We start from the raw sequence: 13,077 nt of genomic DNA, 5'->3' as shown, positions 1-13,077 counted from the left end.
ATCCTTGAAAATCAACTTTATTTTTTACATTTTCTCTTTACATTAAGCATCCTCTCTACTAGAATAGTTCCATTAGAAATTGAGGTGATCGACCATGGATACAAAGTATATTTTTGTGACCGGCGGTGTTGTTTCCGGATTGGGAAAAGGAATCAGTGCTGCCAGCTTAGGACGACTTTTAAAAGCGCGCGGCTATAAAGTAACAAGCCAGAAGCTGGATCCTTATATCAATGTGGATCCCGGCACGATGTCGCCTTTTCAGCACGGTGAAGTTTTTGTGACCGATGATGGCCTGGAAGCCGATTTGGACTTAGGCCACTATGAACGTTTTATTGATGAAAACCTGCACTCTTATTCCAATCTAACAACCGGAAAAGTTTATTGGAATGTATTAAATAAGGAACGTGACGGAAAATATTTAGGACAGACCGTACAAGTGATTCCGCATATTACCGATGAGATCAAGAATTTCATCATTCAGGCCGGACGACATGCAAAAGCGGATTTTGTGATTACAGAGATCGGCGGAACGACCGGTGATATCGAAAGCCAGCCTTTTTTAGAGTCTATTCGACAGGTAGCTTTAGATGTCGGAAGACAAAACTGCGTCTTCATTCACGTGACATATATTCCCTATATTTCCGGAAGCAAGGAATATAAATCCAAACCGACACAACATTCTGTGAAGGAACTTCGCTCCTATGGAATTACGCCGGATATTATCATTGCTCGTTGTGATGAAAAGATTCCGCAAAGCGTAACGGATAAAATTTCTTTGTTCTGTAATGTCCCTAAAGAATGTGTCATTGAAAATACGACATTAGATTCTTTGTATGAAGTTCCATTAATGTTGGAAGGCCAGAATTTAGCCGATATCATCTGTCAAAAGGTCGGTTTAGAAGTTCGTCAACCAGATCTGGAAGACTGGAAGGCAATGGTACAGACGATCAAAGCGGCCAAAGAACCGGTTCATATTGCTCTTGTCGGAAAATATGTTGCGTTGCACGATGCTTATTTAAGTGTCAGCGAAGCTTTATACCATGCCGGCTTTAAATGTGGTGCCGACGTGAAGATAGAATGGATCGATTCTGAAAAGATTGAAGGACAAAATCTCGATGAAGTCTTTAAGGATATCGATGGCATTATCTTACCTGGTGGTTTTGGGGATCGTGGCATAGAAGGAATGATCGATGTGGCGTGGTATGCCTATCAAAACAACATTCCATATTTAGGCATTTGTCTGGGTATGCAGATCATGGCTATTGCCTTTGCCCGTCATGTCTTAGGTTTGAGCGATGCCAATTCTTATGAGTTTGATCCTCTAAGCAAAAATACGATCATTGACTTTATGGAAGACCAGAACAGTGAAATGCGAAAAGGAGGTACGATGCGCCTGGGAAGCTATCCTTGTGCCGTTCGTCCGGAAAGTCTGTTAAACCGCTTGTACAAACAGGAAATAATTGATGAAAGACATCGCCATCGTTTCGAATTCAATAACTATTATCGCAGTGATTTTGAACACAACGGAATGTTGATTTCCGGTACCAGCCCGGATAAGCAGCTTGTGGAAGCGATAGAATCTATTAACCATCCATTTTATATCGGTGTACAGTTCCATCCGGAATTTAAATCCCGACCAAACCGGGCCCATCCGCTCTTTGTAGGCTTGATCGAAGCCAGTCTGAAAAACCGAAATGATGAAAAGAGTTTTATTCATTGTAAATAATTGGTAAAATAACAGTAACATAATGGAGGAACTTGTATGAAGATTGTTGACGAATTTTTTGGATGTGATGTATTCGGGCCTGCTGCGATGCAACGCTATTTACCACATGCGATCTATAAACAGATGATCGATGTCATGGAGCATGGAAAAGAGCTCCCTAAAGAAATTGCCGATACCGTTGCCAATGCCATGAAAGACTGGGCCATGGACAAGGGCGCAACGCACTATACACACTGGTTTCAGCCAATGACCGGCATCACGGCCGAAAAACACGATGCCTTTATCAATCCGACCGGTCCTAATTCTGTAATCAGCGATTTTCGCGGAAAAGAATTGATCAAAGGAGAGCCGGATGCCTCCAGTTTTCCTAGCGGTGGACTGCGCGCCACCTTTGAAGCACGTGGCTATACCGCATGGGATCCGACAAGCTTTGCCTTTGTCAAAGAAAAAACTTTATATATACCAACTTTGTTTTGCAGCTATGATGGCTCTTCGCTGGATAAGAAAACTCCGCTTTTACGAAGCATTGATGCCTTAGATAAAGCAGCGGTTCGCCTTTTAAATCTGATGGGCTATCATACCAAAAAGATTACGATCACCGTTGGGCCGGAACAAGAATATTTTCTGATCGATGAAAATCTCTTTAAACAACGTCTGGATTTGATGGTTACCGGACGTACTTTATTTGGTGCACCACCGGTCAAGGGACAAGAATTAGACGATCACTACTTCGGTAATATTGACGAAAGAGTCAAAGCGTATATGGAAGAAGTTGATCAGGAGCTTTGGAAGCTGGGTGTCTTTGCGAAGACCGAACATAAAGAGGTGGCTCCCTGCCAGTTTGAGTTAGCACCGGTTTTCAGTTCCGTAAACAGCGCCAACGATCAAAACCAAATCACAATGGATGTTTTAAAGCGGGTGGCGCGCCATCATGGATTCGTCTGTCTGCTTCATGAAAAACCATTTGAAGGTGTCAATGGTTCCGGTAAGCACAATAACTGGTCCTTTAGTACCGACAGCCATGAAAATCTCCTCGAGCCAGGTGATGATCCAAAAGACAACATTCGTTTCTTGACGATTCTTGCGGCCATCATCAAAGGAGTTGACGAATACCAGGATTTACTTAGACTTTCCGTTGCCAGTGCCGGAAACGATCATCGACTGGGAGCCAATGAGGCACCACCGGCCATCATCTCCATCTATCTGGGCGATGAATTGACCGCTATCCTGGAAGCAATTGAACAAGGAAAGGAATATGTGGAAAATACCAATCGTAAATTGGAGTTAGGTGTTAGTGCCTTACCGCCGATTTCCAAGGATTCCACCGACCGTAACCGTACTTCTCCGTTTGCGTTTACCGGAAACAAATTTGAGTTCCGTATGTTGGGATCATCCTTGAACATCTCCTGTCCCAATACGATTTTAAATACGATCGTAGCCGAAGAATTAACACAGTTTGCCGATGAACTGGAAAACTATGCACCAGAACAAAGAACCGAGCATGTGATTTCCATGATTCAAAAAACGCTCAAAGAACATAAACGAATTCTTTTCTCCGGAAATGGATATAGCGAAGAATGGCGTCAGGAAGCCAAAAAACGAGGCTTGCAGGAATTAAAGACAACAGCAGATGCTCTGCCGCATTATACGGATCCTAAAAATCTGGCGATGTTTGAAAAACATAAAGTATATTCAGCCAATGAACTCCATGCCCGTGAAAACATTCTCCTGGAAAATTACTATCAAGTCGTTTTGATCGAGGCTAGAACAATGGCTTATATGTTGCGAAAACAGATCTTACCGGCTGTATTTGAATACGAAGCAAAGCTGGCAACGATCATACAAACAAAAAAAGCCAGTGGTATCAATTCTCCACTGGAAGAAAAGATTCTTTTCAACATCAATGAACCATTGGAATTTGTATCCAATCATCTGGAAACTTTAGAAAACTTGATTGATAAAGTGCCAGCCAGTGAAAAAGAAAAAGCACAATATGCAGCGGATGAATTGTTACCACTTATGGAAGCTATACGAACACTGACGGATTCCATCGAACAAAACATTCCTAAAGATTTCTGGCCATTACCAGATTACAATGATCTTCTTTTCAAATCTGTACAGTAAAGGGTTGCCATAGCGGCAACCCTCTTTTTTTTAAATTTGTAAGATCATCGATGAATTAGGTTCTAAGTAAAGTACCCCATTTATATCCACCTGACTTTGGGTAAGCAAATTATTCGCCTGCCCCCGATAATCAATTGGTACTTCTACATTGTCCGGATTCATATTGATGCAAATCCAAAGTGTTTCTTTTTCACTTTTCATTTGATAAATACAGGCTGTATTCGTCAGATAAATCTGTTGATAATCGCATTGATGAAGTGCATCATGTTCATGCTTGATCAAAATCAGCTTCTGTATATGGTCCGTTAATGTATTCCATTCCAAATGTGAAATCTCCGGTCTTAATTCGGTATCGTTCCAATTTTTCTTTCCTTCGATACCCCATTCACTTCCGTAATATAAACACGGTATGCCCGGCATCGTAAATAACATCGTATAGATCAATGACAGATGTTCTTTATGAACAAGCTGGGATGCGATACGCTCTACATCATGATTATCCACAAAGCTCAATAAGTGCTTACCTTGATACAAGCACCAGTTATCTTTACCAAATTGACGATGAAGTGAATGAAGGATCTCAAATAAGTTGGCACTGTTAAAACTAGAATACAATCCTTTATAACATTCATAGTTAGTGCAACTATCCAACATTTCCGCATTGACCCATTGATTGTAATCACCATGTAAGGTTTCTCCCAACAAGAAAAAGGAAGGATCTATTTCCTTACAAGTCCTATGCAATGTTTTTAAAAATTCTCGATCCAGACAATAAGCTACATCTAAGCGTAAACCATCAATTTGAAACTCATTTTTCCAAAAGAAAATCACATCCAGTAGATATTGCACAACTTCATAATTTTGAAGATTCAATTTCACAAGGTTATTATTCCCTTCCCAATTTTGATAGCTTAAATGATCGTCGTAATTATTATTCTCCCAGAAATTGATATAAAACCAATCTTTATAGGAAGAGTTTTCACGATTCATCAAAACATCCTGAAACGCAAAGAAGCCTCTGCCTACATGATTAAATACACCATCCAGTACAACACGAATCCCATTCTCATGTAATAGTTTACATACAAATGCGAAATCTTCATTCGTTCCCAATCGACTATCCAATTTCTTATAATCAATCGTATCATAGCCGTGTGTATGACTTTCAAACACAGGATTGAACAAGATACAATCTACACCCAGCTTCTTTAAATGCGGTATCCAGTCTTTCATACGTAAAATTCGGCTTTTTGATTGAAAGTCATTTTCAAAAGGACAGCCAAAAGCTCCTAACGGATAGATTTGATAAAATACACTTCTATCAGTCCACATATTCTCTCTCCTATTTCTGCAGCAGTATTCTTAAATACGAAACAGCTGTCTCCTTATCAATTCTTTGTTCCTTTAAAAAACTATGCTCCAACACCAAAAGAATCGTGTTACAATAATGCTCCGCCCATAATCGATTTGGCAGCCCATTATGATCTGAAAAATCAATCGTATCCATAATTTCCAAAATCTGTACCTTCACATACTGTTTAAATCTTGTATAAAGTTCTCCTTCCAGAGAATTATGTACCAGTATGCGAAACAGTCGTTCTTGCCGCTGTTCAAAAAAATCGTAAATACGACCAAACACTTCATAGATTCGATGATCCGTTTCCAAATCTTTAAAATCATACAAACGAACCTTTGATTTTAAAATATCCCAACAATACTCCAATAGATCATATTTATCTTCAAAATAATTATAAAAGGTAGCTCTAGGATAATTACTTAAAGAACAAAGCTCAGAAACCATAATCGTTTCAAAGCTTTTTGTTTCTAATAGATCAAACATCGTACTTGAAAAAGCATCCAATGTACGCATTGCGAATCGGTTTCTTTTTTCTAAATTGTAGCGCATAATATTTTTCCTTATGTATATATTTTTACACGTGTCTAAATACAGAAATATTATAGCTTGAATCCAATTCAATCGCAATACAAAAAAATTGAATTTTTTTGATAGTTTTTTTATTTTTAATCGTATTAAATAGTAGTACTTATTTTTTCCGGAATAGAAATAGTGCTGATTCAGGATTCATTTATAAAAAGAAAGGAAGGTGATATTTTGACAATGAATCCCTATGATCTCTGTTTAAAGGAGGTCTTTTCCAATAAGCAATATTTTGCCGATCTGTTTTCTTCCGTCTATTTTAAGAAGAGGTTACTTCTGGATCCAGATAAGCTTTCACTCTATGACAAGGAAACACATCATGATTTAGGATTTCGTAAGGAAAATGATTTGTTGATGTTTTATGATGACCAGTTCTTTCTCCATCTTGAATTTCAGAGAAAGAAGGATCCCTATATGCCTGTTCGCATCTTGAACTACAAGTATGCCGGTATCCATCAACAGATCAAGACCAATACCAAACTGCATTTGTTGTATCCGGTTTATTCCCTGACTCTTTACATGGGCGAATCAAAATGGGAACATCGTAAAACCTTGTATGAGTGCATACATAAAAGCGACTGGAACAAAGATGAAACCTTGATTATGAGATGAAGTTGTTTGATGTCAATAGTGATCCTATCGATTTTATGTGTCTTTATTTACAGAAGTTCTTTCGTATCATACAATATGTAAATCAAAAGAAATGGGAAAATTTATATACAGATTCCTTACTGGAGAACGTAGAAGAGGATATCTTCTATCATGCCAATGTATTTGTGAATTTAAATCAAGAGTTTATACAAAATCATACAAAGGAGAGTGTTATCAGCATGTGTAAAGCATTAGAAGAATATGCACAGGAATGTATTGAAAATGGTTATTCAAAAGGTTTAACAAATAAAGCTTATGAAATTGCGCAAAATATGTTATCTAAAGGTTGCCAGCACAATTTCATAGCCGATATGACAGGGCTTAGCCTTGATACGGTTCTTAAGCTTTCAAAGCATTAAAAAGACGCTGCAATTGTAGCGTCTTTCCTAATTTATTTTGTTAACTCTGCATGATTTACAGGATAATGATTTAAAAAGTCAGTTGTTTTCATCTCAATTTGTAGCCCGATCTTGCCTCCGCTAAAAAAGATATGCTCTTGTTGTAAACAAGATTCATCGATGAAAGTACGATATGTTTTTTTCATTCCCAAAGGTGAACATCCCCCACGAATATAACCTGTAATCGATAACAAGTCCTTTACATGAATCATATCAACCGATTTTACACCGGCGGCTTTTGCACATTTTTTTAAATCCAGTTCCTTGGCAACCGGTAACATAAATACAATATACTCTTTTGTATTGGCCTGTGTCACCAACGTTTTAAAAACACAATTTTCATCTTGTCCCAAAATTTCGGCTACATGGACACCATCGACTGCTTCATTACCGTTATGCTCATACGTATGCACCTGATAGTCCAGCTTCTTTGTATCTAATAAACGCATGGCGTTTGTCTTTGTGATTTTTTTCATGATGATCGTAAGTCTCCTTCAATGATCGATCGAGCAATATCTACCTTTTTTTGCGATGTATCCATGGCAAGCTTTTCAATGTAATAATGTGTCTTCTTTTCATCCCAGTGATAATTTTCGATCAGTATCAGTTTAGCACGATAAATGATTTTTTCATCCTGTAATCGCTTTTTTTCTTTTTGAAGCTGCCTGGTCAAAGCTTGTATCTTAATTTGTGCAGCCATACCATTTGCAATCGTCTGTAGTAACATTTGCCGGGAGGCCGGTAATGCCATCACAAAAATTCCTTGTTCCTTTACCTGAAAACAAATTTGATCATAAATATCATTTTTCACTAACAGTAAAACACCGATGGAAAACGCGACTTCAATTTCTCTGGCTGTACGGACACCAAACTCATCTTTTAAAGGTGGCTGTAGAATACAAAGATCATATCGTCTTTGTCGTAGCTGTTTCTTGGCATCCATGGCAGAGGATACAAATTGAATCCATGGATAGATGGTTCGCGGCAGGATTTCCTGAATGACCTTTCGTGTGCTTTCTACAGAAGTAACCACAAGAATATTCGACATAATTAAGTACCGCTTATTTTAAATAATTCTTTAGTATTTCCTTTGGCAGCACACGTTGAATAAAGTCACTGTTTTTTGCGATGGCAGAAGATTCTTCAAGTGAGGATGGCAGCGGTGTTAAATGGGATGTTATTTCTGTAGATGCCTGATATAAGTTTAAATCCACAGGATCTGCCGGTTCTCTTTGTTCCAATATACCCTCGATGCCTGCATAAATAATCAAGAGATAAACTAAGTAAGGATTAGAGGTACAGTCCGGTGATCGAAGCTCAATTCGTTTTTTCTGATTTCGTACGGCCGGAATACGAATGGCCTGAGATCGGTTTTGATAAGACCATGTCACAAATTTGGGAGCCTTACGCTCTCCTAATCGTTGATAGCTTTCCGTACAGGGATTTAAAAATAAAGTAATCTCCGGCAAACGATATAAAATACCGGCCATAAAGGCTCGTGTTTGATCCAAATGACTAGAATCATTGACCGATACATTGACATGCATACCGTTTCCACTATGCTCCTTTAAAGGCTTGGGATCAAAATCGGCAATTAAACCATTGGCCTTTGCGACCGTTCGTACGACCCATTTAAAGGTAGCTGCATCATCCGCTGCCTGCAATGGTGTACTGTAACGAAAGTCGATCTCGTTTTGTCCTGGCCCTTCCTCATGATGACTGGCTTCCGGATGTAACCCCATTTCCTGCAGCGTAAAACAAATATCCTTTCGTACATCTTCGCCCTGATCCTCCGGAGCGATATCCATATAGCTTGCCGTATCTAAAGGAATATGAGAGTTTTGTCCTTTTTCATCTGTCAAAAATAAATAGAACTCGAATTCTGTACCGATCTGAATCTCGATCCTTTGCTCTTTGGCATACTGTTCTGCCTGTTTTAATAAATAGCGTGTATCCAGTTCAAAAGGCGTTCCATCCGGATATTGTATATCGCAATACATGCGAATGACCGAGCCATCCAAGGATCGCCATGGCAAAATGGATAACGTAGAAGGATCCGGCATCAAAAATAGATCGCTCTTGATATCGGTTCCAAACCCGGCTATCGCACTGGCATCAAAGCTGATTCCTTCCGCAAAGGCTCTGGGAAGCTCATCGGGTAAGATTGAAATATTTTTTTGATGGCCGTAAATATCAAAGTATGCCAATCGAATAAACGTTACGTTCTCTTCATTTACATAGGCAAGTACATCTTCTTTTGTATACATGAAGTCACCTCCTGTTTTCCATTTATTTATACAACATATTACTTTTTGTTTCAAACTTTTCAGAATTTTTCATAATTTTACATTTTTATATTGACAATTTTATTTCCCGCATTACAATAATACACATAGAAACGGCAAGGATGCCAAAAAGCAGGAGTTTTCTCCTCCCTTTTTGCTTTGCCGTTTTTTTATTTTATCGCCTTAAAGGAGGAATCGACATGGCAAAATCTATTCCGGATCTGTTTGGATCCAAAGTATTCAACGAAAAATGTATGAAGGAAGGATTAGCTTCCGATACGTACAAAGAGCTTCAAAAGACAATTCAGGAAGGAAAACCGTTAAATCCAAAGATTGCCAATGCGGTGGCTCATGCCATGAAAGAATGGGCCATTGCACAGGGAGCAACCCACTATACACACTGGTTTCAACCAATGACTGGTGTAACAGCCGAAAAGCACGACAGTTTTATCGAACCGGTAGATGGCGGAAAAGTTATTATGAGCTTTTCCGGAAAAGAATTGATCAAAGGAGAACCGGACGCTTCCAGTTTTCCTAACGGTGGTTTAAGAGCAACCTTTGAAGCCCGTGGTTATACCGCATGGGATCCTACATCGTATGCCTTTATCAAAGACGACGTACTTTGTATTCCAACCGCCTTTTGTTCCTATACCGGCCACGCACTGGATAAGAAAACCCCTTTACTTAGAAGTATGGAAGCTATCAACACACAAGCTTTGCGCATCTTAAAGCTGTTTGGAAATACCGATGTAACATCGATCAAAACCACAGTGGGTCCGGAACAGGAATATTTTCTGGTTGATAAAGACTACTATGCCACACGTAAGGATTTGATTTATACCGGACGTACTTTATTTGGTGCCCCATGTCCAAAAGGACAGGAAATGGAAGATCACTATTTTGGTACGATCAAATCGCGTGTACAGTCTTTCATGAATGACTTAAATGAAGAACTTTGGAAGTTGGGCGTTGCGGCAAAGACAGAACATAACGAAGTAGCCCCTGCACAACATGAGCTGGCTCCGGTCTTCTCGACAACAAATATCGCCACTGATCATAATCAGCTTACCATGGAACTGATTCAGCGCATTGCCAAAAAACATGGAATGGTGGCTTTGCTTCATGAAAAACCATTTGAGGGCATCAATGGTTCCGGTAAACACAATAACTGGTCGATTTCAACCAACACCGGTAAAAACTTATTAGAACCTGGTGATACGCCTTATGAAAATGCACAGTTCTTATTGTTCTTATCAGCTATCATCAAAGCTGTGGATGAGCATCAGGATTTGCTTCGATTAAGCGTTGCCAGTGCCGGAAACGATCATCGCCTAGGTGCAAACGAAGCACCACCGGCTATTATTTCTGTTTTCCTGGGCGATGAATTAAATGCCGTATTAGAAGCTATCATCAATGATAAACCTTATGATGGCACAGAACATAAATTGATGAAGATCGGCGCTTGTGTATTACCTAAGCTGCCAATGGATACGACCGATCGAAACCGAACCAGTCCATTTGCCTTTACAGGAAATAAATTTGAATTCCGTATGCCAGGCTCCAGTTCTTCTATTTCCGGCTGCAACTTCGTTTTAAATACTGTAGTGGCCAATGCCCTGCGTGAATTTGCCGATATGCTGGAAAAAGCGGATGATTTTGAAAGTAGCCTTCACAGCCTGATCAAACAAACATTGAAAGATCATCAGCGAATCATCTTCAACGGCAATGGTTATGATGATGCCTGGATCGAAAAAGCTAAAAAACGTGGCTTGTTGAATCTTCGAACAACACCGGATGCTCTTCCTTATTTCATTCACGAAGAAAACATTCGCCTGTTTGAAACCGAAAAAGTATTAGATCGTGAAGAGATGGAATCACGTTATGAAATTACCATGGAAGAATACACAAAAGTCATCAACATAGAAGCTTTAACCATGATCAATATGGCAAAAAAAGAAATTCTTCCGGCGGTATCTCGCTATTCAAAAGAACTCAGTGATACCTGCTTATCTAAATGTCAGCTGGATGCCCAGATGGATGTAACCTACGAAAAAGAAATGTTGACACAGATCAACGCATTATTAAAAGAAGCCTATCAGGCTTGTTCTGAACTGGAAGAAAAAACAAATGCTCTGCATACCATCCAAGATTTTGAAAAAGCGGCCTTCTTTGTACGCGATACGATCTTGCCATGCATGGATGCACTACGAAAGCCTTGCGATGTTTTAGAAACCATGACAGATGACAAAGTATGGCCATTCCCAACTTACGGAAAGCTGTTATTTGGCATTCTGTAACCAACATGATAATTTATCAAAACCGGCGGCAACTGCTGCCGGCTTTGATGGTCTTATTAGAAGGAGAAATTTATGTGCACAATTATGGGATATTTTAAAGAAGGTATCGATCCTTCTGTACTTCAAAAAGCCCTTGAAAAAACAAAGACCCGTGGACCCGATGATACACGTTTCTATCCATTTAAAAAAGGTGTGTTAGGATTTCAAAGATTGGCCATTATGGGATTAAGCCAGGAAGGTATGCAGCCTTTTGTTTTTAAAAACTCAGCTATCGTATGTAATGGTGAGATCTATGGTTTTCGAAAGCTAAAAAAAGAATTGGAGGACAAAGGCTATACCTTTCAAAGTGAAAGTGACTGTGAAATTCTGTTGCCGCTCTACGAAGAATATGGCGTTTCCCTTTTTGAAAAGCTGGATGCGGAATTTGCCTGTATTCTTTATGACGAGAATAGAGACAGTATCATTGCAGCCCGTGATCCGATTGGTATTCGGCCTTTATATTATGGGTATGACAAAGATAACGCCATCGTATTTGCCTCCGAGCCTAAAAACCTGATGGGAATTGTGAAAACCATCATCCCTTTTCCACCGGGACACTATTATGAGGATGGAAAGTTTGTCTGTTATGCCGATATGACCAAAGTGGATTCCTACATTCATGACGATTTGGAAATCATCTGTCAAAACATTCATGATCTTTTGATACAAGGTATACAAAAGCGATTGGATGCCGATGCACCGGTTGGATTTTTATTAAGCGGTGGTTTAGATTCCTCTTTAGTCTGTGCCATCAGCCAAAAACTGCTTTCCAAACCCATTCGGACATTTGCGATTGGAATGAAAGAAGATGCCATTGACTTAAAATATGCCAGAGAAGTAGCCGACGTGATCCACAGCAACCATACGGAAGTCATCATCACCCAAGAGGATGTACTCAACGCCTTAGAAACGGTCATCTATCATCTGGCCACTTATGATATCACAACCATTCGTGCCAGCATCGGTATGTATCTGCTTTGTCAATATATTCATGAACATACAGACATCCGCGTACTATTGACCGGAGAGATCAGCGACGAGCTGTTTGGTTATAAATATACAGATTTTGCCCCAGATTCCGCATCCTTTCAAAAAGAAAGTGAAAAGCGCATCAAAGAGATCCACATGTACGATGTATTACGCGCCGATCGATGCATCAGCTCTAACTCAATGGAAGCACGTGTTCCCTTTGGCGATCTGGCATTCGTTCGCTATGTCATGCAGATCGACCCGGCTTTAAAAATGAATACTTATCATAAGGGCAAATACCTATTACGCCATGCGTTTGAAAAAGATAATATTCTTCCACACTCAATCTTAATGCGTGAAAAAGCTGCTTTTTCCGATGCAGTCGGTCATTCGTTAAGAGATACGATACAAGAAGCGGCCAATCAAAAATACACAGATCAGGAATTCGAAGAAAAACGAAAACAATATACTTTCAATCCCCCTTTCACCAAAGAATCCTTATGGTATCGGGAGATTTTTGAAACCTACTATCCAAACCAGGCATCTATGATCAAAGCATTCTGGATGCCGAATAAAGACTGGAAAGGCTGTGATGTAGACGATCCTAGTGCTCGTGTCCTTTCGAATTATGGAGATAGTGGAAAATAAG

11 protein-coding genes are annotated in these 13,077 nt (G+C 39.5%); 6 read left to right on the top strand and 5 right to left on the bottom strand.

Going from position 1 to position 13,077, the window contains the following annotated elements:
• The first annotated feature begins 94 nt into the window (after positions 1-94).
• Together G413_RS0100175 and G413_RS0100170 are read left to right on the top strand one after the other, a co-directional pair.
• The gene (locus G413_RS0100175) at positions 95-1,726 is read left to right on the top strand and encodes a CTP synthase (protein ID WP_022788934.1); all 1,632 of its coding nucleotides are present in this window, start codon (positions 95-97) and stop codon (positions 1,724-1,726) included.
• Positions 1,727-1,762: 36 nt separating this feature from the next.
• Complete coding sequence (locus G413_RS0100170) at positions 1,763-3,850, top strand: glutamine synthetase III family protein (protein ID WP_022788933.1); 2,088 nt, start codon at positions 1,763-1,765, stop codon at positions 3,848-3,850.
• A 30-nt stretch (positions 3,851-3,880) separates the two neighbouring features.
• Here G413_RS0100170 and G413_RS0100165 read toward each other — a convergent pair whose 3' ends face one another.
• Entirely contained in the window at positions 3,881-5,182 is a 1,302-nt protein-coding gene (locus G413_RS0100165; protein ID WP_022788932.1) for an alpha-amylase family glycosyl hydrolase, read from the bottom strand.
• A 10-nt stretch (positions 5,183-5,192) separates the two neighbouring features.
• A complete protein-coding gene (locus G413_RS0100160; protein WP_022788931.1) occupies positions 5,193-5,756 on the bottom strand; it encodes a TetR/AcrR family transcriptional regulator in 564 nt (187 codons plus the stop codon).
• A gap of 213 nt (positions 5,757-5,969) precedes the next feature.
• Here G413_RS0100160 and G413_RS0100155 point away from each other — a divergent pair, with 213 nt between their 5' ends.
• Both G413_RS0100155 and G413_RS0100150 read left to right on the top strand, forming a co-directional pair.
• Positions 5,970-6,401 carry an RpnC/YadD family protein gene (locus G413_RS0100155; protein ID WP_027968940.1) on the top strand — a complete coding sequence of 144 codons (432 nt, stop codon included), beginning with the start codon at positions 5,970-5,972 and terminating at the stop codon, positions 6,399-6,401.
• Positions 6,398-6,799, top strand: coding sequence for a hypothetical protein (locus G413_RS0100150; protein ID WP_022788929.1), 402 nt, complete (start codon positions 6,398-6,400; stop codon positions 6,797-6,799). The genes G413_RS0100155 and G413_RS0100150 overlap by 4 nt, the downstream gene beginning before the upstream one ends.
• Before the next feature lie 32 nt (positions 6,800-6,831).
• Here the strand turns inward: G413_RS0100150 and ybaK are convergent, their stop codons facing one another.
• The 3 genes from ybaK to G413_RS0100135 are packed head-to-tail and all read right to left on the bottom strand — an operon-like array spanning position 6,832 to position 9,105.
• Positions 6,832-7,314, bottom strand: coding sequence for a Cys-tRNA(Pro) deacylase (ybaK, locus tag G413_RS0100145; RefSeq protein ID WP_022788928.1), 483 nt, complete (start codon positions 7,312-7,314; stop codon positions 6,832-6,834).
• Complete coding sequence (locus tag G413_RS0100140; RefSeq protein ID WP_022788927.1) at positions 7,311-7,886, bottom strand: ANTAR domain-containing response regulator; 576 nt, start codon at positions 7,884-7,886, stop codon at positions 7,311-7,313. Before G413_RS0100140 ends, ybaK begins: the two co-directional genes overlap by 4 nt.
• A 13-nt stretch (positions 7,887-7,899) precedes the next feature.
• Positions 7,900-9,105 carry a glutamine synthetase family protein gene (locus G413_RS0100135; RefSeq protein WP_022788926.1) on the bottom strand — a complete coding sequence of 402 codons (1,206 nt, stop codon included), beginning with the start codon at positions 9,103-9,105 and terminating at the stop codon, positions 7,900-7,902.
• Between the two features lie 218 nt (positions 9,106-9,323).
• On the opposite strand from G413_RS0100135, the gene G413_RS0100130 reads away from it, so the two are divergent.
• Both G413_RS0100130 and asnB read left to right on the top strand, forming a co-directional pair.
• Positions 9,324-11,420, top strand: coding sequence for a glutamine synthetase III family protein (locus G413_RS0100130; protein ID WP_022788925.1), 2,097 nt, complete (start codon positions 9,324-9,326; stop codon positions 11,418-11,420).
• 72 nt (positions 11,421-11,492) lie between these two features.
• Entirely contained in the window at positions 11,493-13,076 is a 1,584-nt protein-coding gene (asnB, locus tag G413_RS0100125; RefSeq protein WP_022788924.1) for an asparagine synthase B, read from the top strand.
• The last annotated feature ends 1 nt before the right edge of the window (position 13,077 follow it).

Origin of the sequence: Faecalicoccus pleomorphus DSM 20574, from assembly GCF_000420345.1 — a bacterium.
Classification (GTDB): Bacteria; Bacillota_I; Bacilli_A; order Erysipelotrichales; family Erysipelotrichaceae; genus Faecalicoccus; species Faecalicoccus pleomorphus.
This window is presented reverse-complemented; position numbering and strand designations above follow the sequence as displayed.